Source organism: Alkalinema pantanalense CENA528, from assembly GCF_050753345.1.
In the GTDB taxonomy this organism is placed as follows: Bacteria; Cyanobacteriota; Cyanobacteriia; order Leptolyngbyales; family Leptolyngbyaceae; genus Alkalinema; species Alkalinema pantanalense.
In genome coordinates this window covers 1-23,281 of the sequence record NZ_JBLZFX010000037.1, presented here as the reverse complement: position 1 = coordinate 23,281, position 23,281 = coordinate 1, and the positions used below count along the sequence as shown (strand labels likewise).

Sequence of the window (23,281 nt, the reverse complement as noted above, 5' to 3'; positions counted from 1 at the left end):
TCAGGGTATAGATTTGTATCATTTTGAGGAACAAGCAATGCAAGAAGAATACCTTTCTCTGATTAAAACAGATCGGGAGTTTGAGCAAAGTGAACCTAGCAAGCTATGCTAGTGGGTTGTTAGCGATGACAGATTGAACTTCTAGCAGGTGGACTCAAGGCTGAGTGCGGCAAGCTAATGATAGACAATCTGGTCTATTGCTGGGAATGCGCAGAAGGTTTTACAGGGGATGATAGACATGATGGGTGAAGAAAACCAGCCGATCGGGGACACACAGGCCACCCCTAGCAGTGCTACATCAGAGTCTGCTGACACCACACCCACGGACGCAGCACAGGCCACCCAAGAGTCTGGCGCAGTTGGTGCAGAGGCCAACCTTGAGGCGGAAAGCTCTCTTCCAGATTCCATCCCGATGGAAGAGGATGACACGGATTATGAAGCCGAGTTTATGAAGTTACGGGCCACCTATGCTGCTAAAGAGCGGGAATGTGAAGCCCTAAAGGGACAGGCAGATGATGCGCAAAACCAATACCTCCGATTAGCCGCAGATTTTGAAAACTTTCGGAGACGCACTCAGGAAGAACGGGAAAAGTTAGACGTTCAGGCCAAGATTGCCACTTTAGGCGAGTTGCTGTCAGTGGTAGACAATTTTGAGCGGGCACGGGCGCAGATCAAGCCTCAAAGTGACGCCGAGATGAATATTCACAAAAGTTATCAAGGCGTCTATAAAGACATGGTCGATCGCCTGAAAAAAATTGGGGTTGCTCCCATGCGAGCTGAGGGCAAAGAGTTCGATCCAAACCTGCATGAAGCGGTACTGAGAGAGCCGACCGCAGAGTATGCCGAAGGAACGGTGATTGAGGAACTGGTGCGGGGATATATGATCGGCGATCGAGTGTTGCGTCATGCCATGGTTAAAGTGGCTGCTCCCCCTGAAGATGCTGAAGGGGGCAGTGGTGCCGGGAGTTAAAGCTGACAAGTTCACAGGAGCGCAACTCTAACCAATCCCCCAGTTTCTATGCCTTAGCACCGCACGGGGTCAGCGGGGGATTGGAAACAGAGATCATTGGACAAAATTGAGTGAGGTGTGGACCGCTCTAACAGGACGGCAGGAGGTTCAGTAAGGATGAAACTCCTGTCTCAGAGGCTGAGTCGGGCTGCACCTCACCTTATTGCTTCTTGATGCTTCCTGATTGCTTCAGTGCTTTTCCAGGCACTCTTGTCATCACTAGCTAACCATACTCACTAACCACGTTGAGTAGTGGAGCTGAGGGCATCATCCCTCAATTTAGTGAGAATGATACGAAATAGTGGAGATTTGGTTACTGGTTTCGTGGAAATCTGCCGTGCAATCCCTCTAAATTCGGACATAATTTCAGAAAAGCTTGATCGCGTTTATGAACTTTTGCGGAATATTGCTTTATAGATAGGGCAGATAAAGTGAGCCTTGCGCTCGTTTGACGGTTCACCTTGCGTACATTCACCGCTAGATATGGGAAAAGTTATTGGGATTGACCTGGGAACAACTAACAGCTGTGTCGCTGTTTTAGAGGGCGGACAACCTACCGTCATTGCGAATTCGGAAGGGGGCCGCACTACGCCCAGTATCGTTGGCTTTGGCAAAGCTGGGGATCGCTTGGTGGGTCAACTGGCGAAACGTCAAGCGGTGACCAATGCTGAAAATACTATTTTTAGTATTAAGCGGTTTATTGGACGTCGATGGGAAGACACGCAAGATGAACGATCGCGGGTTCCCTATACCTGTGTCAAAGGGAAAGACAATACCGTCGATGTGCAAATTCGAGGACGCAACTATACTCCCCAAGAAATTTCTGCGATGGTTCTGCAAAAGCTGAAGCAGGATGCAGAAGGCTATCTCGGCGAAGAAGTTACACAAGTGGTCATTACGGTTCCAGCCTATTTCAGTGACGCACAACGGCAAGCGACCAAGGATGCAGGCACGATCGCTGGGTTAGAAGTATTACGAATTATCAACGAGCCGACGGCTGCAGCCCTAGCCTACGGGTTAGACAAGCAAGATCAAGACCAAATTGTTCTGGTCTTTGACTTGGGGGGCGGAACTTTTGATGTCTCGATTTTGCAGCTCGGGGATGGAGTATTTGAAGTGAAAGCCACCTCGGGTAACAACCACCTGGGGGGAGATGACTTTGATGCCGCGATCGTCCGCTGGTTGATTGAGACCTTTCAACAACAGGAAGGGATCGATCTCTCCACTGACAAGATGGCGCTCCAGCGTCTGAGGGAAGCGGCTGAACGCGCCAAGATTGATCTATCTGGTACGGTTACCAGCGTGATTAACCTGCCGTTTATTACTGCCGATGAAACTGGGCCGAAGCACATCGAGACAGAACTGACCCGTGCCAAATTTGAAGAATTGGTTGCGGACTTGGTGAAATCCACAATCAGCCCGATGGAGCAGGCTCTGAAGGATGCGGGTATGACGGTCGATGAAATCGATCGCATTCTTCTGGTGGGGGGATCGACTCGTATTCCTGCGGTTCAAGAAGCTTTAAAGCAATTTTGTAAGGGCAAGGCTCCGGATAAATCCGTGAACCCTGATGAGGCCGTTGCCTTGGGCGCTGCCATTCAAGCGGGTGTCCTAGGGGGCGAAGTTAAAGACCTGTTGCTCTTAGACGTTGCGCCCTTATCCATGGGGATTGAGACCTTGGGTGAAGTCTTCACTAAAATCATTGAACGCAACACAACCATTCCCTGTAGTAAATCCCAAGTTTTCTCGACAGCGACCGATGGCCAAACATCCGTCGAAATCCATGTGCTGCAAGGAGAACGCGCCATGGCGAAGGATAATAAGACCCTAGGGAAGTTCCAATTGACGGGCATTCCCCCTGCACCTCGAGGCGTACCTCAAATCGAAGTAGCCTTCGAAATTGATGCCAATGGCATTCTCAAGGTCTCGGCCCTAGATAAGGGAACAGGACGAGCTCAAAGTATTGAAATTAGTAATACTGGGGGTTTGAGCGATAGTGAAATTGAACGGATGCGTCAAGAAGCGGAACTGTTCAACGATGAGGATGAGCGCCGCAAGGAAGTTGCAGAACTGAAAAATCGCTCGGATAATCTGTTCTACAGCTATGAAACGACCCTGCGAGATAACGGAGAGTTCATTAACGATAACTTGAAAATGGAAGCGGCTGAAAATGTTGCGCTACTGCGGGCCGCGATCGACGATCCAGCCATCAGCTTAGAAGAGATGAGCGCGCGGCTGAACGGGTTGCAGCAGATTCTTTTTGAGATTGGGGCTGCTGTCTATCAAGCAGGCGTGAGTTCGGGGTCAAGTGCAAGTGAAGCCGTACCGGCCTCTTCCCCTCCGTCAGCAGAGGCTTCCCCAGTTTCAAGTAGTAGTGTGGATCCTCTAGATGACTTGAGTGCTTTGGAGGAAGAAACAGTGCGGGTAAACCATGCGAATCCGTTTGCTGAGGAATTTGATTTCGATAGTGATGCTACGATTACGGCTGACTATGAAGCGATCGACTAGGGTCATCCAGAGCGATCGTCGTTTTGATGCTTTTTTCAAAATTCTTGCTTAAATGCAAGTCGTGATCTATGGGCACTCGCTTTTGGATCGGTTTTCCCCCCGAAAGCCAACTTTCAATTGGGTGCCTTTGTCCAATATCCTAGCTCTATGTCCCCGAAATTAGCGACGATCTATGGCGCGTGATTACTATGAAGTTTTGGGCGTCTCCCGCGATGCCGACAAAGAAGAGATTAAGCGGGCGTTTCGCCGCCTAGCTCGCAAATATCACCCCGATGTCAACAAGGAACCCGGGGCAGAGGAGACGTTTAAAGAAATCAATCGAGCCTACGAAGTCTTGTCTGAACCCGAAGCTCGCGCCCGCTACGATCGCTTTGGTGAAGCTGGGGTCAGTGGGGCTGCAGGAGCTGGGGGCTTCCAAGATTTTGGCGACATGGGCGGTTTTGCCGATATTTTTGAAAGCTTTTTCAGTGGCTTTGGTGGAGCTCCTGGTGCGCAACAGACAAGGCGACGGGGCGGCCCGGTTCGTGGAGATGATCTGCGGCTAGACCTGAAGATTGATTTCCGCGATGCGGTTTTTGGCAAGGAAAAGGAAATTTCCATTAGCCATCTAGAGACCTGTAATGCATGTAGTGGCTCTGGAGCGAAAGCCGGAACCCGTCCTCGGACTTGTTCCACCTGTTCTGGCAGTGGCCAAGTGCGCCGAGCAACCCGAACCCCCTTCGGCAGCTTTACCCAAGTTTCGGTCTGTCCCACCTGTAACGGATCGGGTCAGGTGATTGAGGATAAGTGTGAGGTTTGTGGCGGCAGCGGCCAGCACCAAAAGACAAAGAAGCTCAAGATTACAGTGCCTGCGGGGGTTGATAACGGTACGCGGCTACGGGTCTCCGGTGAAGGAGATGCGGGAATGCGGGGTGGCCCTTCTGGAGATTTGTATGTTTATCTCTTTGTGAATGAGGATGCTGATTTTCAGCGAGATGGCATCAATATTCTTTCGGAGATTAAAATCAGTTACCTGCAAGCCATTTTAGGCTGCCGTTTAGATGTGAAAACCGTGGATGGGGACGAAGAAATTGGCATTGCTCCTGGGATTCAACCCGGCACCGTATTGACGTTGGAAAATAAAGGGGTGCCTCGCCTGGGGAATCCGGTCAGTCGTGGCGATCACTTGATTACGGTACAGGTGGATATTCCCACCAAAGTGAGTACCGAAGAACGGGAACTGTTAGAGAAATTGGCCAAGCTGCGGGGCGATCGTGTCGGTAAGGGTGGTGTTGAAGGTTTATTTGGGAAAATTTTTGGCACATGAGTAACTCGGTTCAGCCTACTTTGCAATTGGATCTGCGGGGTACCCCCTGCCCGATCAATTTTGTACGCACCAAGCTGAAGCTTGAGCAAATGGCTCCCGGCGAACTTTTGGAAGTTTGGCTGGATCCGGGTGAACCGATCGAGCAGGTGCCCGATAGCTTAACCATGGAAGGCTATCAAGTGGAGAGCATCGAAAACCTATCGGAGTATTTTTCTCTGCGGGTACGGCGTCCGCTGGAGTTGGAATGAGGGCTCTTTTCTCAGAACTAACTTCAGATGGGCATCCACTTTTGGGAACTGTGGTGGCTATTCAAGCCAACTACTCTTTTGTTCGGTTAGACGGCAACCAGGGAGATTTGCTCTGTACTTGCCGTTCGCGCTTGAAAAAGATTGGTCAGCGGGTCATGGTGGGCGATCGGGTCAGGGTGGATACGCCTGACTGGGAAGGTAAGCGGGGTGCCATTAGCCAACTGTTGCCGCGCACCTCGGAACTTGATCGGCCTCCGGTGGCCAATGCCGATCAAATTCTTCTCGTTACTGCCCTAGCTCAACCGTCCCTCGATGTGACCCAACTCAGTCGCTTTTTGGTTAAGGCGGAATCAACCGGGTTAGCGGTTTGCCTCGCGCTCAGTAAGTGTGATTTGTTGCCGATCGAAGAGCAGCAGGTTTGGTGCGATCGGATTCGCAGTTGGGGCTATAGCCCGGTTTTGCTGAGTGTGTATCAAGGGACAGGTTTAGATATCCTGGCCGATCGCCTACGCCAGTCGGTAACCGTGATTTCTGGCCCGTCGGGGGTGGGAAAATCCAGCTTGATTAATGCACTGATTCCCGATGCCACGCTACGGGTGTCGGCGGTGTCTGGGAAGTTGGAACGGGGACGACATACGACGCGCCATGTGGAGTTGTTTGAGCTTCCCGATGGCGGAACATTAGCGGATACCCCTGGATTTAATCAGCCGGATTTGACTTGTGGCCCCGATCAATTAGCCCATTATTTCCCAGAAATTCGATCGCGCTTGGCCACTGACCATTGCCAGTTCCATAATTGCCTGCACCGGGATGAACCGGGGTGTGCGGTGCGCGGAGATTGGGAGCGCTACGGGCTCTATTTAAATTTTTTGGAAGACGCGATCGCGCAACAGATCGATCGTAATCAGCAATCAGATCCTGATGCAGCCCTGAAACAAAAAAGTAAACGCAAGGGCGAAGTGCAATTTGAACCTCGCCTTGCAGCTAAATATCGCCAAGAGTCTAGAAAAACTCAAAAACAATCGATGCAAGTGGTGAAGGGACGTTTGGAAGATTGGCTCATTGCGGAAGAAGATTAGTTGAAGCAAAAGGGTCTTCAATTTTTCAATGAACATGCTCACTTCATCAACATCCGAACATTGAATCTGCCTAGTCGCGGACTCAACACCTAAGCAGCGTTTAATATCAGGGTAAGCGCATCTTAAAGAGTAGCTCTGTATACAGACGATTTGCACAGACTGTGAGTTATCAGCCTGCTTGACTGACAAAACTAGAAAGCCGGAATGTGCTTGAGGACAGTGAATTCACGCTGCAAGGATTGTTCCGATTGACGGTATGAAGCCATAGTGGGTTCAGGGTCTGGAGCACTGGATAAAAATTTATACACCCTAATTTGAGATTGTTCGGTCATCGCTAACCGAATCCAATTCCAGCCGATTTTGAGATAACTCATACCCCGTTTCCAGTGTGGGTCAACTGCTTGACGCAGCCCCTGAGTGACGACTGCCGTACCTTGCAGGACGAGAAATAACATCGTCAAAGCCACCACCCATAACAGTTGAGTCAAGGAAAATGTGTCGCGAATCCGGCAGGCTTCCATTTGAAACCCACTAGATTTTAGATCCAAAAAGGTTTCCTCAATTTGGAACCGCAGACGATATTGCTCAAAAGTGGCCAAATTCGTCGGCTCATCACTGGCGATCATCCAAAACTCTCCACTGGGCTGATCATGGGCAAAGGCCAGATAGACTGGGCCATAGGGTCTCGTTTTGCCCAATTGCACTGCACCCGTAAAGTAGGCTTCGCCAGCTTTCAAGTTGATTTCGCTGATTTGATGCCACCGCCCATCATCGGTCTGGAACTGAAACCGTTTTTTGATCCGAATCCGAAAATGCCATTTCAGCGTCTGTTGCAGGTATTTCAACAACTTGCCATCGGCAAAGCCGCGATCCGCCAGCAAGAAGACTTCGACGGATTCAGGCAAGGTCGAAGCGACTTGTCGTAGTACCCGTTGCACATACCACAGCCGGATGCTGCTACTTTTGTGTGGTACCACCCGGAACGCAATCGGTACCGTTCGACCCCGGTAGACCACACCCACCCAAACCACGCAGAAACAGTTCCATAGCATCGTTGTATCCAAGCTCAAATACAATCGTTGCAGACCCCATTGAGACAGGGCTTGACCCATCAGTTGCTGATGCACACCTGCTAAATTGATCCGCCGATTCGAGAGATTGCGCCGAAACCGCCGTTGCTTCGACTGGGCTTTCTTGGCTCGACCTGACACATAAACCCCAAAGCCGCTCGGATGAACTTTTTCACTCTGGATCATCCCCAACATCATCCAGACAACGCTTTGGAGATGACGCACATCCCGCCACAGATCTTGGCATTGACGCAAATAGGCATTCAGCGCATCATACAAATGGGTACTTGGAGTCATGATGGTTCGACTGGTTGTGTGGTAACTTCTAGCCTAAACCAGACTCCAACGCCCGTCCCGCTTTCGTTTTATTCCTCAATACTTTTGTCAGTCAAGCAGGTAGAACAGGACACACATTCTCCTACAATGGTTAGGATAATTGTTGCTTAGGGCACATGTTGCTCACAGCAGGGGATTCATCGGTTTCGAACATGGCGACTAACTACCGCGTAGAAATTTTACATCAAGGCCAAACCCAGGTAATTGAGGTGCCAGACGATCGCACCATTCTAGAAGTTGCCAATGAAATGGGATTGGATTTGCCCGTGTCTTGCACTGCTGGCGTGTGCACTACCTGTGCAGCTAAGATCCTGGAAGGAAAGGTCGATCAGGCAGACAATTTAGGGATTAGTGCTGAATTGCAGGCCGAGGGATATGCGTTGCTCTGCGTTTCCTATGCTCGCTCTAACCTCAAAATTGAAACTGAAAAAGAAGAAACAGTCTACCATTTACAATTCGGCCAATATCAACAATAAGCTGACCCTCACTGGGGCCGTTGTTGTGTGGATTGGGGTAATTGGCGTTGCCTTGGTCATCAGTGCTATTTCAATCTGGGACTAAACAACTCACGAACGATCGCGCGATGGGTTCGTCTACTCCTAGGTTGCGGGGAAAAGTATGAACACAGCTTTTATCACTTTGGATGTCAGTGTTCCAGCCAATCCTGGGGATCTTCCAGCGGCAATTGAAATGGCTCTCCGCCACTATGGTGAACCATTGCGTTGGGCCATTACCACAATCGTTCCCGCATCCGACTCTGAGGTGGCTGTGAGTAGTGTGACCACATCAACCCAGCTACCACTTCCATCTGCCCAGGCTATCCTACCCGCCAAGGCAATGATTGAAGCGATTGTTACTGTTTGACACTGCCATGGTGAACCGACCCTATACTGTTGCCCTAATTATTCCAACGGGGATTGGCGCGTCTGTCGGGGGCTATGCTGGAGATGCGCTACCGGTTGCAAGGGCACTTTCCCAGGTTTGCGATCGCTTGATTACCCATCCCAATGTCCTCAATGGTGCTCAACTTTATTGGCCCATTGCCAATGCGCTCTATGTAGAAGGCTATGCCCTTGATCAGTTTGCAGCAGGCCAGTGGGGATTACAGCCCGTCCATCAAAATCGGATTGGCCTAGTATTGGACGCAGCGATCGAGCCGGAATTACGCTGGCGTCATCTGCAAGTGGCGGATGCAGCACGGGCCACTCTGGGCCTAGAACTGACAGATTATGTCGTCACGGATCAACCCTTGGGTGTGGAACTGCGCACTGCCCCATCCGGCGCTACTTGGGGAACCATTCAAGCCCCTGATAGTCTTTTGCGAGCAGCCCATCGCCTAATCCATGAAGTGAAAGCCGATGCGATCGCGGTGATTGCTCGCTTCCCAGATGACCCTGGCGCGGAAGCTTTGCAAAATTATCGTCATGGTCAAGGCGTGGATCCTCTTGCAGGTGCAGAAGCTGTCATTAGTCATTTAGTCGTACGCCAGTTTCGGATTCCCTGTGCCCATGCTCCCGCCTTAGAACCTTTACCATTGGATCCTAGCCTGTCTCCTAAATCGGCAGCTGAAGAAATTGGCTATACGTTTTTGCCCTGTGTACTAGCGGGCTTGAGTCGGGCACCCCAATTGGTAGATCGATCTCAGATAGCCAGTTCCGCCGTAACTGGTTCCTTGGCTGAGAGCATCTGGCGAGATCAACTGGATGCCCTAATTGTTCCGGAAACTGCCTGCGGAGGCAGTGCAACCTTACACCTAAGCCAAGCTCGCACTAAAATTATTACCGTTCGAGAAAACTCCACCCGGATGCAAGCTTGTCCGAAATCGCTTGGCCTGAAGACCCTATCGGTGCAGTCCTACTTAGAAGCGATCGGCGCGATCGCGGCCCATCGAGCGGGCGTGAGTCCAACGGCTTTGAGTTCCTCAATCCCTTCTCTACAAGAGATCCTACCCCCACTTCGCCTCGTATAATCTACATTTAGAGGATAAAGTCTATCTAATGGCCTTGTGAGTTCTGAGTGCCTTATTAGTTCTGTGTGATTGGCAGGGTGTAATGTCCGGATTCTGCCTGAGCGAATTTTGCCTTATATGTTGCTTGTAGCCCGTTGTCCCTAAATTTTGGTATTGTCTCGATCGTGGATGTAAGCCAGTTTACATGGCTAGCCCATCTTGCTGGACAATCCTTGCTCGGCGAATGCTCCAGTTGCCCACCTAAGCTCTATTGATCGTGACAAATCCTCCCAACTCTCCCAACTCTCCCAACTTGGAGCCCATGACCCGCACTCAAATTCTGATCGTGATGGCGGTAACGGCGATCGGGTTGCTCTTAGTCGCTCGAATTTGGATGCAGGTTAGCACGGTGAATCTATTGGCCGTCCAGATTACTGGGCCAGCAGTGGTTCAGGGAATTTTGTTAGGACTGGGGATTAGTCTAGCAAGCATTTTGATTTACCAAGTCTGGGCAGACTATCGACGGAGTGCGGATTATTATCTTGAACTGATTATTAAGCCACTGGTACTCATTGATTTGATTTGGCTGGGGTTGCTGCCGGGCCTGAGCGAGGAACTTTTATTTCGTGGCATTATGTTGCCGGAATTTGGTCTGAATTGGCAAGGTCTGACTCTTTCCAGTGTCTGTTTTGGGATTCTCCATCTCTCTAGCCTCAAACATTGGGCCTATGTGGTGTGGGCTAGCATCATTGGCATTGTCTTAGGCATCAGTGCAATTCAGACAAGTAATTTATTAATTCCGATCGTGGCCCATGTCTTCACGAATATTCTATCTGGGTTGATTTGGAAGTTTCGCCATCGATCGTCCCAGGAGAATGTACCCTAAGCACCCAGCCACAAACTTCCAACCATAAATGCAGTCTCCGCGCAAATCCATCCCATAAATTGCATAATTACGCCCACTGAATATTGGGTAAATGGGCACTCATCATGATATTTGATGAGTTTTCCTTATTTCTCATGGTTCTCTGATTTTATTTTCTATGATTCTCTGATTTCTCCGTAGTCCAATGTCTTCGATCGAACCAAAATCATCAACGAGGCCCCGTGATTCAAATCACTTAAACTTAGTTGTAAATACTGATGTCATCGAATAAATTAAACACTCATTTTTTTGAAGACTCTCTATTTTTTAAAAGCTTTCCTGATTCCTACAGAAGTTAAATATAAAGGAATGAATAACCTGTCTTTAGAGAGTTCAAGCTAACAGAATTCCGTCATGATAGATGGCTGAGCCAATTGGGATATTTAGGTAGAGGAACTTCTCCATTGACTTTATGTAAAGCGAGTTTTTATACAACCCAGAAAATACAAATTTATGAGAAGATTTGCTGGGTAGTTATCAATACCCGGCAAATAAATACATACACAAGAATTTTATTGCTAGATGTCTATGTACAACAGTGAGGATATTGCGCAGCAATCCTGGCTCTTTCATTCCTGGCTAGAAGCTGCACCATTTTCAGAATATCGGGGGTGGCTCATCCGAGCTTATCCTGAGGGAGAGGACTGGGTTTGGGACGTTGTAGCCCCACCCGATCGAGGCAGTTGTTGGTTTGAATCCGGCCATGTTTATCGCTCAAAATCGAAGGCGCTCCTAGAAGCGCGACGATTGGTTAACCAAATTGCTGTTAATGAAGCAATTTCGTCAGTCCTAGAATCGCTACACCAAGCCAACCAAATTTCTTCTCCAGAATATCAAGCGCTGCTCCAGAGCTTGCAATGTCCAATCTCTCTCTCGTTAGCCTAGCGGTGTTCCTTGCGTTAGGCGGCTATATTTTGTTAACAGTATTTCGTTAACTGAATTTTATTACCTATCCGTCGTGGCTTCCGTTGATTGAAGACCTTGCGTTAATCCACGTTCCCAGATTATTCGGCTAAAGTTCCCTACAGAATAGGCATTTGGGGATACGCTTCACCCATCGATCGTTCTAGAAATTGCCCGTTGAGCGATTCTGGCCTAATCCAAGTTTTCTCTAGTAATACTGTCAAACTACAATCCACTTTGACCTTTCCCTTCAATTCAAAGGTAAAAGGAACGGCTGGTTGTTAAGCTGAGCTAGACTAATCTCTGAGCTAATTACTGACTTAATGGTTGAGTGGTTATTTTGTTTTTTAGAAGTAAGGTTAGTGAACTTTTAAGTTTCAGAAATTATCAAAGTAACTAAAACTTATAATTTATTTTTCATCACTTTAATCCTTGAAAGTTTGTTTTCAAAAAATCAAAATGTAATTTTAGTTGTTTCACAACTTAAGGAGTATGCAAAATTGTTGATTTCCTCCTAAGTTGTGGATTTGTCGAAGCTTGCTCTGGATTGAGAGGGCTCGCAACTTTCGATCGGAGTTAAGCATTTGCAAGAAAAACTAATACTTCCTACCCACCCCGTACTTGAGCAAGTCAGCGGAAAGCCGCTACCTCATGCTCCGTTGGCTCTGACTAAAAAATTATGGATTCTTAGCATGGAATGACCGGAACCTAGCCACGATCGCTGGAAACGAGTAGCAGCCTTCTAACTCAGCTTTGGTGATCGTTATGCCAGGTTTTCTTGCGGGTACGAGCTTGTTACTCTGGTTTGTGCTTATGTTTTGGCTGTATTGCAATGTTCCAGAGTGGTTTTTTGTGCCCTTTTTTGTAGTGGCCACTCTGTGGTACCTCAAGATGATGGAGCCGAAAAGTCCCTAGGCCCAGTCGTTGCAGAATAGATCTGAAAGTCTGTTCTAAGAATTTGCCATGGATATTGTGCAGAACGATCGCGTTCCAACCACAGGGCTGAAGGGTCAGGAAGAGCTAGGGCGAGATGAAGTTTTAAACCGAGTGGTCGTCACTGCGGCTCAAATGCAGGCGATCGAAGCACGGGTGTTTGCAGCGGGAATGCCCGTTGCAGCGTTGATGGAAAAAGTTGCGGGACTCATTGCTCAACGGGTGATGGAGCGGTACCCCCAACCCCAATTCCCGCGCGTTGCGATTTTAGTCGGTTCCGGTCACAACGGCGGCGATGCTTTGGTCGTCGCACGGGAAATGCACCTTCAGGGGTATCAGGTGTTTTTGTGTTGTCCCATGACTCAACTCAAAGACCTGACTCAAACCCATCTGAATTATGCTCTCAGTCTCGGCATCCCCTGTCACCACCAGATTTCGGAGATGCCCAACTGTGATGTGTGGATTGATGGTTTGTTTGGCTTTGGCCTCGATCGAGCAATCTCGGGACAATTAGCTGAGTCCATAACGCAGATTAATCAGCAAAATCGCCCCGTGGTAAGCATCGATTTACCGTCTGGCATTCATACAGATACCGGAGCCATACTTGGAATCGCCATTCGAGCTACCCACACCCTCTGTTTGGGACTCTGGAAGCTAGGGCTGTTACAGGATAGAGCAATCCCCTATATCGGACAAGGCGAACTGATTGATTTTGGTCTGCCCCAGCCTGATATCCAAGCAGTGCTGGGAGCCCATCCAATCATTCAACGCATTACGCCCACAAGTGCCCTAGCGGGCCTGTGCCTGCCTAGACCCCTGACCGCCCATAAATATCACTTGGGGCATTTGCTCTTGGTGGTTGGCTCCCAGCGCTACCCAGGAGCAGCTATCTTGGCGGGTTTAGCCGCCCAAGCTAGTGGAGTAGGCATGGTATCGATCGCAGTTCCAGCTTCGTTACAGCTCTGGGTCGTGTCCAAAATTCCTGGGGCCTTAGTGATCCCTTGTCCTGAAACCCACAGTGGTGCGATCGCAGGGTTCCCGCCAGAAATCCAACTGGCAAAATATCAAGCGATCGCGGTGGGCTGTGGCCTGACCCGGGATGCCCAACCTGTCGTGGATAACCTGTTGGCCTGCGATCGCCCGTTAATCCTAGATGCCGATGGACTCAACTGCTTGGTCGATCGAGCGACGGCACGACTACCCCAACGGCAAGCCCCCACAATTTTGACGCCCCATAGCGGCGAATTTGAGCGTCTCTGGCCGGGGCAACTCAAGCAAGCTAGCGATCCCACCGCAGCGGTCCAGCAAGCGGCCCAAGCCTGCCAAGCAACGGTTTTACTCAAAGGCGCACGGGTAGCGATCGCGAATCCCGAGGGCGAGGTCCGAATCAATCCGGCCAGCACCCCCGCTCTGGCCCGAGGCGGCAGTGGAGATGTCCTGACGGGCTTGATGGGGGGGCTGTGGGCGCAGGCGATCGGATTAGCCCATCGATCTTCAGCTTCTGTCTCAAATCTTGTAGATCCCTTGCAGATTGCCCAAACAGCCGCTTGGTGGCACGCCCAAGCCGGAATTTTGGCGGCAAGTGAGCGATCTGACCTTGGAGTGGATCCCGAAATACTAACGCAATACTTACTCAAAACGATCGTGCAATTCATTGGATCCAGGTAGTCGAAAACTTTTTTCAAAAAAGTTTAGCTACCCCCCTTGCAAAATCTGAAGAAAGTCTTTACTATAAGAACTCGTGGAAGACGAGGGTCGGTGCCCGAGTGGTTAATGGGGGCGGACTGTAAATCCGCTGGTTACACCTACGCTAGTTCGAATCTAGCCCGGCCCATTCCACAATTTGCCCATGTAGCTCAGTGGTAGAGCACACCCTTGGTAAGGGTGAGGTCACGAGTTCAATCCTCGTCATGGGCTTTAGGTTTCAGCGCTCTACTACTGAGTTCTAGCGATTCACTCCAAATATTGGTTGGGTGAGTTTGGACAAGTTTAGGTAAGTTTGGGAGTAAAAATTAGGGCAGATTAAGGGCACTGTTTTTACAGCCCTAATTTGGGTAGGTTGGGACGTTTAACCGCGTGCCCATAAACTTTGCTGACCATGGCCGTGTTCCGGTGCCCCATCAGATAGGCCACATCGGGCAAGGTTGCCCCTTGGTCAATGGCATGACTGGCCATGCTGTGACGGCAAGCGTAGGGGGGACGGTGCGGAATGCCTGCTTGGGTCAGGATTGACCGCCAGATTCTCTGGGAGAAATTGTGATCGTCGATCGCTTTGCCTGTGGTTGTGGTGAACACCAGGGCGTCAGGGTTGAATGCCGGGTTAAAACGCCCTTGGAGCATGGTGTAGATTTCATCGGGCAAGGTCAGGACGGTCGTGACGCCGTTCTTTCTGCCCCGTCTCACCCGTCGTGACCCTTTCCCGCTACGACTGAGTGACTCAGCGATCGTCACGGTGCGCTGGGTGAAGTCGATATGTTTCCACCGAAGCCCGATCGCTTCACTGGGACGTAAGCCTAGGGTGAATAGGACTAGGGCGAAGTCGTGGTAGGCGTAGTAGTGGGGATGGGTTCTGAAGGTGGTCAGGATGACCTGAATCTCTGGGAGAGTGAAGGGCTTGCGGTTTGGCTCACGGGGGGAAGTGTCCTTAACGGGCTTGAGGGTAGAGAACGGGTTGACGGTCAGCCATCCCTGGTTTAGGCACCAATCGGCAAAGGTGGACAACATTTTGATGTTCCGGTTTAGCGTGGCCGGGGATTGCCGGGTAGAGAGATAGGCCATCAGGTCACGGGCATCCTCAGGGGTTTCAATGTTGCGACCGAACTGAGTCAGCAGATTAGAGAGAGTCTGATAACGGTTGACCAAGGTCTGATGGGACACCCCATCATCCCGGCGCTTATCCATCCACCGTTGCCACAGTTCCACAGTCCCAGGACGGGGTGGGGGTTCTAGATCGGCATTGGGAAGGGGACGGTACTTAGTCAGGGACGGGTCAAACTGTTGCAGGGCAATATCCCGTTCGATTTCAGCCGCCTTTGCCCGTGCCGATTGCTGGTTCAGGGGACTGTTAGGGAGTCCTAGGGAGAGTTGGTACTGTTTTCCCTGGTAAGTCCACCGTAAACGCAGCATTCCCCGACGCTCATTGATGGAGACTGAACCTTTTTTCCCGCGTAACTGACGCTTACCCATATCCGTACGGCCTGTAACTTTTTATACCTGATAAGACGATGGTGATGTAAATAGTGAAAACCTTGACTGGCCTAGGTTACAGCGATTTGAGGCGCAAAAAACAGAGAGATTTTTAAATAGTCTGAGACTTCACTGTAAGCCGTAATGTTTGTAAGGTTTTGTCCTAAAACCCTTATACAGCAAGGGTTCTAGAACCTTACAGTCTAGGCGAAATCTCTGTAAGGTTCTTGGTGTCTGTAAGCAGTGCTAAAACCTTACAAGACTTCTCACTGTAAGGCTACTGTAAGGGTAGACTGTAAGGTACTCAAAACCTTATATATCAATACTTTTAGATAAAACCTTACAACCTTACAGTAGATTAGGAAAAAGCTTGTTATTGTTTGACCCAGACCCGGCAAGTTTTCCCAAGGTGCCAAACTGGTTCTGGAATGGGACTCCACTTCAAACTGAGTAGGCAATTTCTCACCCGGTTCTGAAGCTGCTTGGTCTGTTGTCCTTTCTCAATCTTGAAGAGAGTCTCTAGGATTTCCCAGATAGCTACTCTCTCCAGTGAGTTGACGAATGTGGCGATCTCGTCTTGCCAGGTATCGCGATACTCAAAGGCTTGTCTCAGAAATCCCATGGTGGCTTCTTCTTCCTTGGTTAGCCACCAATTGACCTCCCTCTTGTAGGACGCTACCGCCGCTGCCCAAATCCGATCGCGTTCCTTGTTCAGCAATTCGATGTCAATGTCCTTCTGGATGGGGACAACCCAGAAACGACGGTTCCCCGTGCTGTCAGTGAGGAAGTCGTGTTGGTTGGTGGTTCCGACGAAGACAGAAGCGCGTCTCATTTCCTCAGTCTTTTTCCCGTAGGCTGGCCTAACCCGGTCTATCTGGCTAGACATAAAGGCTTTAACTTGGGCGATGTCCTTTCGCTTGAATAGCGTCTCTAGTTCAGCCCATTCGACGATCCAAGTCTCATGAATCTTGATTTTTTCGTCCCTGTCTGAGGATGTGCTGAAAGAATCGTCAAACCAGTCCTGGGAAGCGAGAACCCGAAAGAAGCTAGACTTCCCCGCCCCCTGTGCCCCTTGGAGAATCAGCGCGGTGTCCAGTTTGCAACCGGGGTTGTAGGCGCGTGCTACCGCCCCAATGAGGAACTTAACCAGGGTGATTTGGTGGATGGGGGTTGATGTCCCAAAGTAGCGATCGGCAATGCCTTCTAGGATGGCGGTGGATGGGCCGTACTGGTAGGCTACGCGGTCAAGGTAGTCCACAACCGGGCTGTAGGTGTTCTGTTTGGCGATTTTGACGGTGACATCGGTGATGTCTTGGCGGTTGGACTTGAGGTCTAGGCCGTGTTCAATGACGAATTCAACCTTGGCCGTTTCTACCGGGAACTCTTGCCCGTTCAACTCAATACGCTTCCTAAGAAAGTTGAATCGCAATTGATCGCCATATTTTGACCGGATTAGTTCATACTCCCTGAGAAGTCTAGGCTTCCGTTCTATGGCGTCTTCCTTAGCCTGCTTCAGTTCCTTGACCCGTTCCCGAAGTAGTTTGCTAGCGGCAAATTTGTCTGCTCCGTGTTCTTTGCACCAAGTTGCTAACTCAACTTCAGCTTGTCCCTCAGTGTGAAGTCCCTTCAAGACCAGTTCAAAAATCTCATCTACCTTGAGTTCGATGTGGATTGCCTTATTGAGTGCGTTAACATCCAGTTCTGACTTCGTTCTAGGGATGTGTTTCCTCTGACGGTATTCCCGCTTTGCCTTGGGGGTCAAGGGCGCGATCGCGTTGCGGATAGCCGCACTGTCACAGTGGTTAGAGAAACACTTGTACGCACCCTTTTTAGGATGGATTAAAAAATTCTTACCACCACAAACAGGGCAGATATACCTGCCTTTCTCTTCTGCGGGAGTGAGTTTATCAATGTGGTCACGAATGTCAAAAGACCCTGAACTGTTGCGGTTTTCAGCGTTTTCTGTCATAATAATCGCACGGGTTTCAACAGCGTTCTGTACTGACTCGGCTAAAGTTGGTTGCATTGTTTCCAAAGCGTTGTTTTTTCCTATCTGGTTCATGGAATCTCCTTGGCTGTTCATGATGTGAATATTGTTCCGTTGTGATAGTCATGCTGATTCTGTCCGAATTCCCAAAAACCATTATTTACTCCTACCCTCGGTGTTTAAACGCTGAGGGATTTGTTTATGTGCCGTCCCATCCTGCATTGGATGGGAGTGATTCTAGGAAGGAATCGATCGCGCGTTGGTGCGCTGCTGGGTTGGTTTCGTTGTTCAGAATCCAATCCTCTAGCAGTGCCACGTTGTAGAGGATGTGACGCTTGCCCCGTCTCACCCAGTGAACGCCTTCCTGTAGCAATGGGGGATTGTGTTGACTGCCAAGTCTCCAATTTTTCAGCGTGTGAGTCGGTACGCCAAAATGCGCCGCCGTTGCGGTTGTACTCATGTATTTCATGGGGTTTCACCGTTTATGGAGTGCTGTTGTATCAGTGCCCTTTGGTTAAAAAGCATAGAGCATTTTTTGCATTTTGCAAGCGGTTTTTCAAAAAATTTCCAACGTGTGAATAAATGCAGGGAAATTACTAGAGAAAACCTATCTATGAGTTCTAAGGAAATACTTGAAGTCCATACGGGGAAAGGGATAGCCCTATATCGATAAACCATTTAGACTGTGCCCTAAAATGATTATTATCTGAATAGAGAGAATTACCCCTATAGGAGAAAAATGACTGAGGATATCGGTAACTGGTTAATTGCAGTGTCGATACTTTTGTGATGGTGTCGATAAATCCAAAAGCGTTGTAAGTGTGGATGGGTCTAGAGTTGGGGTGTATATGGGGTGATACTGATGGTTCCGTAATCAATTACGACACCATCCCTTAAACCCGTCTAGGTCATGGTTGTAGAGCGTATTGGTTGATCGGGGTGTCGATACTTTCCCCGTGGTTGCCTAATTATCGGTGTCCGGTTGTTCGTCGGTCTTTTTAGTCTTACGTCTACCAGCCCCAGGCCGCTTGCCGCCGCGCTGGTTCTTTGGCGGTTCCTCTGATAGAGATAGAACCCCTTGCGCTTGGCAATGACGGAACAACAATTCTTCTAGATACGCATTGGGAGTCCTACCCGACTTCTCAGCCAGTTCATCTAGTGCTGTTAACAGCTTCTCTTCTAGTCGGAAGGTTTTTGTTTTCCGCATATCTAAAGTACAGGTCATAAGCCGTCTCCATTAAAAACTAGATTCAGAAACCATCTAAACATTTTAATCAACGTGTTGCAACGGATATAAGTGCCGCATATCATTTTTTGTGAATAAAAACAGCGCTTATAGCATCTTCAGAAAAGGGTTTAAGGTACTTTGAAAGCATGTTTCTAGACATAAGTTTTAATGAATTCAAAGTGTTGCAACATTAATTCAGATGCAATACTATGATTCACTAATCGACACTCTATTCCCCTCATTTTAGAGATGGCATCATGACTACCCGCAAAACTAAGGCACCACAAGCCACGGAAACCCCGTCTATCCCGTCCCAGGAAGAAACCCCTATCCAAGACACCCCAACCCCGTCAGAGGAACCGTCAGCCCTGTTACAGGCCGCGATTGACCGTCATGAACAGGAACTAACCCGACTCCAACAACGGATGAATGAACTCTCAGACCAGTTTGCCGATCGCGCCGGTGCGATCGTCGAGCAAGGTCTGAGAGAAGCCCAAACCAAGGCAGAACAACGGATTAAGGCTCTAATACTGCCCCGTTTTTTCGGTTCTGGGGAAACGGTATCCCCTTCCTTGCCCCCATCGGACAGTCAGAACGACGGCAACCTAGCCCTAGAGGGGGAAATCCTATGCTAACCCCGCGTAACTTGCTCATCCTAGGCGGTGCCCTTGCCGTCCAGCAGTTCTTTGGCGGTGGGTTCAGTGGCCTACGGGAACTCCAGACCCAAGGGGAAGCGAACCGCCAACAGCGTTCCCAGCAGCAGCAGGAACAAGCCCGGTTGCAACTGTCCCAGGACGCAGCAAAGCAGAAAGACCAAATCGCCCGTCAGCGGTATGAATCCGGTTGTGTGATGGTGGTTAGCTCCAGCGACAAAACCAAACTAACCGCCATCACCGAGGGTCAGCCCGTCACAGATTCCGCTCGAAACGTTCCGCTATCGGTCGGAAATATTGTCTGTGACGCCAATGGACTGACAGGGGAAATCATACCCAATCCCTCAGACCCTAAGACACCCGTCGTAGGCAATACCGCCTTCACCAGTGACCGCACGATCGTGGCTAAAGCCGTCCAGCGGTACCGGGGAACCCGCTACACCATGCCTAATCAATAACAGGAACTCACCATGGCGAATACCTTTCAAGACTGGTTTAACCAAGTCAGTGACCAAGTTAAGACAGAAGCCGCAAAGTTCAAGCGTAAACCCACACCCAATCCAGAAACCCGTGGGTTTGAAACCAACAACGAAACCACCGCACAGGCGGAATCCATCCCCCTACCCCGTCGTAACCGTGCCCTCGTCAAGTTCATTCAGTTCTGTCTGTTCTTTGTGGCTGGATGCCTGATGATTGCCAACATCAAGCCCTATATCAATATCTCAATCTGGATAGGGAAAGGGCTTGCCGATGTCCAGTTCGTTCAAGCCGTTTCCGCATTCCCGCCGTTAGCATGGCTACTCACTAACGCAGGCATGACCGCCGCGTTTGTTTCCGGTTTCTTCCTGTGGGCATTGCTGCAAGGGCTGGAAATGTTACCCGTCATCATCATGGATGATCCAGAAGCGTTGCTGGTTCTGATGGCGTGGGTTTACCAGTTCAAAGGAATCAGCTATCGCAATAGCGATACCCCGCTATTACGGAAGCTCAAGGAACGGTTTAATAACATCCCCTTGGAATGGATAGAGAAACTGCAACAAGCCCGTTCGATCGCGTATGTCCTAGATGCTGTACTTTGCTTCGGGTTCTATCCCCCAATCGTCGGTGGATATGATCGATTAGGCGTGTTCCTGGTTGCTCCCAGTTGGCAAGACCTAGACCTCTACAACATTGCCGCCGCCATTGCCACGATGTTTGGCTTAGAAGTTCTCTACTACGTCTCCAAACTGCTGAGAATGGCCGTTCAGGTCATGTCTGAAGCCCATAGCCAGAATCAAGCCTAAAACGGGAAGAACCCGTAGGCGCTGAGTGTCTACGGGTTCCCCCAAAAAGGCTGTCCACCCTCTTAGGTGAAGCCATGAATAGTTTACCGTCTACAACCACACTACGACTGATTCAGGAACTACAGGACGGCAAGATTGACCACAATGAAGCCGCCCGCAGAATCGCCCAACTCCATACCGCCAAATCAGAAACCTACTCTGAAACCCTCATCACGGGAATCGTCCTGACCGGGTTGTCCTGGGCAATCACTGGGGGAAGTTTGGTCATCCCGATCGCCGTGGCCTTCCTCACCTGGGACACCTACATGGGACAACGGCGGGAACGGTTAGAGCGGTTCAAGTTCATCGCCCAAGGCAAGATTTTTGAGTATCTACCCGACGACGATCGTCAGTTGTTTGAGGAACTCTTACCCGAAACTCAGACACAGCAAGCGGTTCCACCGTCCTATATCAGCCCTCAAGCCCAGGTGATGACCAGGACGCTAACCCAAAACCAGACACAGCAAGGGATACAGGTCATTGATGTGGCGCGTGCCATTGCTCACAACCTGAAACCCCTGATTATCAGTGCCCGTCCCAGAGTGGGAAAAGGCATCATTACCAGTCACGCCATCCACCTTGCAAAACAACAGCATGGGGTCATGGTCTGGATGATTCAGCCCAAACCTCACCCGGATGAGTTGGGATACTGGCAAGCGTGCGATCGCTTCCTGGGTCTGAACCTAGAAGACTTCGATAAGAATGACGAGACGGTAGCGACTCAGTTGACTGAGTTTTTCCTAGAATGGCGTGCCCAAGCCCATCGCCCGGTCTTGCTCATCATTGATGAACTGGTCAAACTTCAGGCCATGCAGCCCAAGTGGTACAAGGATTTTCTGATTCCGCAATGTCTGGTAGAGGGGTCAAGTGGGGAGACCGATCGGCGGTTCCTCTGGTTGATGACCCAATCTCCCTTAGTCAGTGACTTGGGGATGAGTGGGGGGAACCGATCGGCGTTTGCCTTCATGACCCTGCAAAAGGCCGATACCCAGGAACACTTGGAGTCAGCCAAGAAGTCCCTATCCAGCCTGAAATCCATTCCCACGCCGGAGGACTACGCCCGATCGCCCGTGGGATGTCTCGCCTATCACTCTGCCTATAACGGTTGGGCTGCCGTGCCCCGTTACCCCGTCCCCACACTGACACCGGATAAGGTTCTGAGTGATGGACAGAGAACGGCGGTCACAACAAGTACAGACCCTAGGGTTCGTACTGTTAGTGGCAAGGATGACCCTGAATTTCGGGTCTGGGAATGGGCATGGCAGAAACTAACCCGCTTCCCCGCAGGCAAGACAGGCCGGGAACTGTGGAACGATTGCCCCAAGTCCATCACCGGAACTCTAACCCGTGACCAGTTTGACCAGTACTTAGCGACGGCGGTAGAGGTTGGCTGTCTCCTAGACGATGGGACAGGCAAGCTTACCCACAATCCCAATTTGCAACCGTGACGGGGGGACAGGATGAGAAAACCAAGCCACATCGCGATCGACATTGCCGATAATGTTACCCAGGTCAGGGAACTCTACCGACTCATGAACTGGATCCTCTCTATGGAGAACAACTGGGGAGAACACCCCGCAATGAGTGGGATAGACCTTGCCCTGGAAAAACTAGACACCCTTGTCCCTACTTTGGATGAACTGGTACAGGAACTACACGCCACACTCACCGAACAGAAACCCGAGTCAGATATGGACAGATCGTAGGACAGCGATCGTAGGACACCCGATTGATGGCGTAGGACGGGGGTGTCCTACGGTGTCCTACGCCCGTCCTACAGTCCTACAGTCCTACGGTGTCCTACGCTGTCCTACGCTGTCCTACGGTGCACACGGGCTTTAAAGGCCGGGGAAATTGATAATGATTCTCTCTGGTCGGCCTGATTATGCGTAGACCCATAAGGTGTCCAAAAACTGGTAACGACGATCGCGGTTTGCTGGGTACATACCCACCTATGAACCCACCGCAAGTTACGACAAAAATTGTCGGGACAACCATGGTTGTCCGGTTGCAAAAAGTGTTGTTTTATCGCCTCGCAGTCTACGCACCTATAGGCCCGTAGCCCGACAGACAGACAGGAAGTCCACCGCTTACGACAAAAATTGTTACGACAACCATGGTTGTCCAAACGCAAAAAGTGACGACAAACCGCACAGGACAACGGGCATCCAGAACCCCAGATTGCCAGCAGTGACAAAAATTTACCGGAGACCTAAGGTGTCCGGTTGCAAAAAGTGACGAATGCCGGGAACTGGAGCGACTTTGGAGTCCTTACAAGAATTTGCCGGACTGATATATGAGTCCGGTTGCAAAAAGTGGGGTTCTATCGGCACCATGCCCCAACCACGACACCCCATCGGGTACATTGTTAAACAGGTCACGCCAGTTATTTTCTCAGCCGATAACGGGCAGATTTCGGGCAGTCCCGAAATACGACGACTGAAACCCGCACCAAGCAAGGATTGAGCATAACCTTGGTAAGGGTGAGGTCACGAGTTCAATCCTCGTCATGGGCTTCATGTTTTTTTAGTAGACCTCCTGCATGAATCAAGTGGCTTGTGCCAGTTCAAAATTGAGTAGACCCGCAATCAAATTGAGCCGGAGTCCAAACCGCTTCCTGCGATTGCGATAGCGCCCCGA

The 23,281-nt window shown here is 50.1% G+C and carries 22 protein-coding genes and 2 tRNA genes; 19 read left to right on the top strand and 5 right to left on the bottom strand.

Features of this window, described 5'->3' with window-relative positions; all coding sequences use genetic code 11:
* Nucleotides 1–238 precede the first annotated feature (238 nt).
* The 5 genes from grpE (at nt 239) to rsgA (ending at nt 6,150) form a co-directional block, all read left to right on the top strand.
* Nucleotides 239–970, top strand: coding sequence for a nucleotide exchange factor GrpE (gene grpE / locus ACN4EG_RS13760; protein WP_431630198.1), 732 nt, complete (start codon nt 239–241; stop codon nt 968–970).
* Between the two features lie 522 nt (nt 971–1,492).
* Nucleotides 1,493–3,517, top strand: a complete 2,025-nt coding sequence (gene dnaK / locus ACN4EG_RS13755) for a molecular chaperone DnaK (RefSeq protein WP_431630196.1) — start codon at nt 1,493–1,495, stop codon at nt 3,515–3,517.
* A gap of 172 nt (nt 3,518–3,689) precedes the next feature.
* The gene (gene dnaJ, locus ACN4EG_RS13750) at nt 3,690–4,823 is read left to right on the top strand and encodes a molecular chaperone DnaJ (RefSeq protein ID WP_431630194.1); all 1,134 of its coding nucleotides are present in this window, start codon (nt 3,690–3,692) and stop codon (nt 4,821–4,823) included.
* Nucleotides 4,820–5,071: a sulfurtransferase TusA family protein gene (locus tag ACN4EG_RS13745; RefSeq protein WP_431630193.1), complete on the top strand. Its 252-nt coding sequence runs from the start codon at nt 4,820–4,822 to the stop codon at nt 5,069–5,071. Before dnaJ ends, ACN4EG_RS13745 begins: the two co-directional genes overlap by 4 nt.
* Nucleotides 5,068–6,150, top strand: a complete 1,083-nt coding sequence (rsgA, locus tag ACN4EG_RS13740) for a small ribosomal subunit biogenesis GTPase RsgA (RefSeq protein ID WP_431630192.1) — start codon at nt 5,068–5,070, stop codon at nt 6,148–6,150. Before ACN4EG_RS13745 ends, rsgA begins: the two co-directional genes overlap by 4 nt.
* Nucleotides 6,151–6,341: 191 nt before the next feature.
* On the opposite strand, the gene ACN4EG_RS13735 is transcribed toward rsgA, so the two are convergent.
* Nucleotides 6,342–7,517, bottom strand: coding sequence for a transposase (locus ACN4EG_RS13735; RefSeq protein WP_431630190.1), 1,176 nt, complete (start codon nt 7,515–7,517; stop codon nt 6,342–6,344).
* A 191-nt stretch (nt 7,518–7,708) separates the two neighbouring features.
* Here ACN4EG_RS13735 and ACN4EG_RS13730 point away from each other — a divergent pair, with 191 nt between their 5' ends.
* The 9 genes from ACN4EG_RS13730 (at nt 7,709) to ACN4EG_RS13690 (ending at nt 14,182) form a co-directional block, all read left to right on the top strand.
* A complete protein-coding gene (locus tag ACN4EG_RS13730; RefSeq protein WP_431630189.1) occupies nt 7,709–8,032 on the top strand; it encodes a 2Fe-2S iron-sulfur cluster-binding protein in 324 nt (107 codons plus the stop codon).
* Between the two features lie 142 nt (nt 8,033–8,174).
* On the top strand, nt 8,175–8,420 hold the full coding sequence (locus ACN4EG_RS13725; RefSeq protein ID WP_431630187.1) for a hypothetical protein: 246 nt from the start codon (nt 8,175–8,177) through the stop codon (nt 8,418–8,420).
* A gap of 7 nt (nt 8,421–8,427) precedes the next feature.
* The gene (locus ACN4EG_RS13720) at nt 8,428–9,525 is read left to right on the top strand and encodes a DUF3326 domain-containing protein (RefSeq protein ID WP_431630185.1); all 1,098 of its coding nucleotides are present in this window, start codon (nt 8,428–8,430) and stop codon (nt 9,523–9,525) included.
* Nucleotides 9,526–9,826: 301 nt separating this feature from the next.
* Complete coding sequence (locus tag ACN4EG_RS13715; RefSeq protein WP_431630184.1) at nt 9,827–10,390, top strand: CPBP family intramembrane glutamic endopeptidase; 564 nt, start codon at nt 9,827–9,829, stop codon at nt 10,388–10,390.
* Nucleotides 10,391–10,957: 567 nt separating this feature from the next.
* Nucleotides 10,958–11,314 carry a hypothetical protein gene (locus tag ACN4EG_RS13710; protein ID WP_431630182.1) on the top strand — a complete coding sequence of 119 codons (357 nt, stop codon included), beginning with the start codon at nt 10,958–10,960 and terminating at the stop codon, nt 11,312–11,314.
* A gap of 783 nt (nt 11,315–12,097) precedes the next feature.
* Entirely contained in the window at nt 12,098–12,247 is a 150-nt protein-coding gene (locus tag ACN4EG_RS13705) for a hypothetical protein (RefSeq protein WP_431630179.1), read from the top strand.
* A 48-nt stretch (nt 12,248–12,295) separates the two neighbouring features.
* Nucleotides 12,296–13,933 (top strand): NAD(P)H-hydrate dehydratase, encoded by a 1,638-nt coding sequence (locus ACN4EG_RS13700; protein ID WP_431630177.1) that lies wholly within the window; start codon nt 12,296–12,298, stop codon nt 13,931–13,933.
* A gap of 84 nt (nt 13,934–14,017) precedes the next feature.
* Nucleotides 14,018–14,099, top strand: a tRNA-Tyr gene (locus tag ACN4EG_RS13695).
* Nucleotides 14,100–14,110: 11 nt separating this feature from the next.
* Nucleotides 14,111–14,182 (top strand) — tRNA-Thr (locus ACN4EG_RS13690).
* A gap of 120 nt (nt 14,183–14,302) precedes the next feature.
* Here ACN4EG_RS13690 and ACN4EG_RS13685 read toward each other — a convergent pair.
* From ACN4EG_RS13685 to ACN4EG_RS13670, 4 genes are all read right to left on the bottom strand, one after another.
* Nucleotides 14,303–15,451 (bottom strand): tyrosine-type recombinase/integrase, encoded by a 1,149-nt coding sequence (locus ACN4EG_RS13685; RefSeq protein WP_431630176.1) that lies wholly within the window; start codon nt 15,449–15,451, stop codon nt 14,303–14,305.
* Between the two features lie 373 nt (nt 15,452–15,824).
* Nucleotides 15,825–17,477: a virulence-associated E family protein gene (locus tag ACN4EG_RS13680; protein ID WP_431630174.1), complete on the bottom strand. Its 1,653-nt coding sequence runs from the start codon at nt 17,475–17,477 to the stop codon at nt 15,825–15,827.
* A 160-nt stretch (nt 17,478–17,637) separates the two neighbouring features.
* Nucleotides 17,638–17,907, bottom strand: a complete 270-nt coding sequence (locus ACN4EG_RS13675) for a hypothetical protein (protein WP_431630171.1) — start codon at nt 17,905–17,907, stop codon at nt 17,638–17,640.
* A gap of 495 nt (nt 17,908–18,402) precedes the next feature.
* Complete coding sequence (locus ACN4EG_RS13670; protein WP_431630169.1) at nt 18,403–18,663, bottom strand: hypothetical protein; 261 nt, start codon at nt 18,661–18,663, stop codon at nt 18,403–18,405.
* A 260-nt stretch (nt 18,664–18,923) separates the two neighbouring features.
* On the opposite strand from ACN4EG_RS13670, the gene ACN4EG_RS13665 reads away from it, so the two are divergent.
* The 5 genes from ACN4EG_RS13665 (at nt 18,924) to ACN4EG_RS13645 (ending at nt 22,347) form a co-directional block, all read left to right on the top strand.
* Nucleotides 18,924–19,301, top strand: a complete 378-nt coding sequence (locus tag ACN4EG_RS13665; protein WP_431630167.1) for a syntaxin family protein — start codon at nt 18,924–18,926, stop codon at nt 19,299–19,301.
* Nucleotides 19,295–19,777 (top strand): hypothetical protein, encoded by a 483-nt coding sequence (locus ACN4EG_RS13660; RefSeq protein ID WP_431630165.1) that lies wholly within the window; start codon nt 19,295–19,297, stop codon nt 19,775–19,777. The genes ACN4EG_RS13665 and ACN4EG_RS13660 overlap by 7 nt, the downstream gene beginning before the upstream one ends.
* 12 nt (nt 19,778–19,789) lie before the next feature.
* Nucleotides 19,790–20,602, top strand: coding sequence for a hypothetical protein (locus ACN4EG_RS13655; RefSeq protein ID WP_431630164.1), 813 nt, complete (start codon nt 19,790–19,792; stop codon nt 20,600–20,602).
* Between the two features lie 74 nt (nt 20,603–20,676).
* On the top strand, nt 20,677–22,089 hold the full coding sequence (locus ACN4EG_RS13650; RefSeq protein WP_431630162.1) for a hypothetical protein: 1,413 nt from the start codon (nt 20,677–20,679) through the stop codon (nt 22,087–22,089).
* A 12-nt stretch (nt 22,090–22,101) separates the two neighbouring features.
* Nucleotides 22,102–22,347: a hypothetical protein gene (locus tag ACN4EG_RS13645; RefSeq protein WP_431630159.1), complete on the top strand. Its 246-nt coding sequence runs from the start codon at nt 22,102–22,104 to the stop codon at nt 22,345–22,347.
* Nucleotides 22,348–23,281: the final 934 nt, after the last annotated feature.

Excerpts from the sequence above, each read along its gene's own strand:
- grpE (WP_431630198.1), top strand. The coding sequence starts at position 239 with ATGATGGGTGAAGAAAACCAGCCGATCGGGGACACACAGGCCACCCCT.
- dnaK (WP_431630196.1), top strand. The coding sequence starts at position 1,493 with ATGGGAAAAGTTATTGGGATTGACCTGGGAACAACTAACAGCTGTGTC.
- dnaJ (WP_431630194.1), top strand. The coding sequence starts at position 3,690 with ATGGCGCGTGATTACTATGAAGTTTTGGGCGTCTCCCGCGATGCCGAC.
- ACN4EG_RS13745 (WP_431630193.1), top strand. The coding sequence starts at position 4,820 with ATGAGTAACTCGGTTCAGCCTACTTTGCAATTGGATCTGCGGGGTACC.
- rsgA (WP_431630192.1), top strand. The coding sequence starts at position 5,068 with ATGAGGGCTCTTTTCTCAGAACTAACTTCAGATGGGCATCCACTTTTG.
- ACN4EG_RS13735 (WP_431630190.1), bottom strand. The coding sequence starts at position 7,517 with ATGACTCCAAGTACCCATTTGTATGATGCGCTGAATGCCTATTTGCGT.
- ACN4EG_RS13730 (WP_431630189.1), top strand. The coding sequence starts at position 7,709 with ATGGCGACTAACTACCGCGTAGAAATTTTACATCAAGGCCAAACCCAG.
- ACN4EG_RS13725 (WP_431630187.1), top strand. The coding sequence starts at position 8,175 with ATGAACACAGCTTTTATCACTTTGGATGTCAGTGTTCCAGCCAATCCT.
- ACN4EG_RS13720 (WP_431630185.1), top strand. The coding sequence starts at position 8,428 with ATGGTGAACCGACCCTATACTGTTGCCCTAATTATTCCAACGGGGATT.
- ACN4EG_RS13715 (WP_431630184.1), top strand. The coding sequence starts at position 9,827 with ATGACCCGCACTCAAATTCTGATCGTGATGGCGGTAACGGCGATCGGG.
- ACN4EG_RS13710 (WP_431630182.1), top strand. The coding sequence starts at position 10,958 with ATGTACAACAGTGAGGATATTGCGCAGCAATCCTGGCTCTTTCATTCC.
- ACN4EG_RS13705 (WP_431630179.1), top strand. The coding sequence starts at position 12,098 with ATGCCAGGTTTTCTTGCGGGTACGAGCTTGTTACTCTGGTTTGTGCTT.
- ACN4EG_RS13700 (WP_431630177.1), top strand. The coding sequence starts at position 12,296 with ATGGATATTGTGCAGAACGATCGCGTTCCAACCACAGGGCTGAAGGGT.
- ACN4EG_RS13685 (WP_431630176.1), bottom strand. The coding sequence starts at position 15,451 with ATGGGTAAGCGTCAGTTACGCGGGAAAAAAGGTTCAGTCTCCATCAAT.
- ACN4EG_RS13680 (WP_431630174.1), bottom strand. The coding sequence starts at position 17,477 with ATGCAACCAACTTTAGCCGAGTCAGTACAGAACGCTGTTGAAACCCGT.
- ACN4EG_RS13675 (WP_431630171.1), bottom strand. The coding sequence starts at position 17,907 with ATGAAATACATGAGTACAACCGCAACGGCGGCGCATTTTGGCGTACCG.
- ACN4EG_RS13670 (WP_431630169.1), bottom strand. The coding sequence starts at position 18,663 with ATGACCTGTACTTTAGATATGCGGAAAACAAAAACCTTCCGACTAGAA.
- ACN4EG_RS13665 (WP_431630167.1), top strand. The coding sequence starts at position 18,924 with ATGACTACCCGCAAAACTAAGGCACCACAAGCCACGGAAACCCCGTCT.
- ACN4EG_RS13660 (WP_431630165.1), top strand. The coding sequence starts at position 19,295 with ATGCTAACCCCGCGTAACTTGCTCATCCTAGGCGGTGCCCTTGCCGTC.
- ACN4EG_RS13655 (WP_431630164.1), top strand. The coding sequence starts at position 19,790 with ATGGCGAATACCTTTCAAGACTGGTTTAACCAAGTCAGTGACCAAGTT.
- ACN4EG_RS13650 (WP_431630162.1), top strand. The coding sequence starts at position 20,677 with ATGAATAGTTTACCGTCTACAACCACACTACGACTGATTCAGGAACTA.
- ACN4EG_RS13645 (WP_431630159.1), top strand. The coding sequence starts at position 22,102 with ATGAGAAAACCAAGCCACATCGCGATCGACATTGCCGATAATGTTACC.